We start from the raw sequence: 341 nt of genomic DNA, 5'->3' as shown, positions 1-341 counted from the left end.
CTGTTAATTCAAAATATAATAAGGAATCAAATACAAACAGAGTCTCGTAGCTCAGCTGGTTAGAGTACTACACTGATAATGTAGGGGTCGGCAGTTCGAGTCTGCCCGGGACTACTTTTTTTGATTACTTGGAAGGAAATTCTGGAAGTTGGAATTCACCAAAGAGATTAGAAATCAGCAATCTAAAATCTGGATTCTGGCATCAGAACACACTTTGGGGGATTAGCTCAGCTGGCTAGAGCGCCTGCCTTGCACGCAGGAGGTCAACGGTTCGACTCCGTTATTCTCCACAGGGCCGAAGCGTTAGGAAAATGTCTAGTAGACATTTTTAGCGAAGGAGC

At 44.3% G+C, this 341-nt stretch carries 2 tRNA genes; both read left to right on the top strand.

Annotated features, from left to right (window positions below):
- Positions 1-40 precede the first annotated feature (40 nt).
- Positions 41-114 (top strand) — tRNA-Ile (locus tag KIH23_RS13660).
- Between the two features lie 102 nt (positions 115-216).
- Positions 217-290: transfer RNA gene (locus KIH23_RS13655), tRNA-Ala, on the top strand.
- Positions 291-341: the final 51 nt, after the last annotated feature.

The organism is Flavobacterium sp. CYK-55 (assembly GCF_018413465.1).
GTDB lineage: Bacteria > Bacteroidota > Bacteroidia > Flavobacteriales > Flavobacteriaceae > Flavobacterium.
The sequence above is the reverse complement of the archived record's forward strand: the minus strand, read 5'-3'. Positions and strand labels throughout refer to the sequence as shown.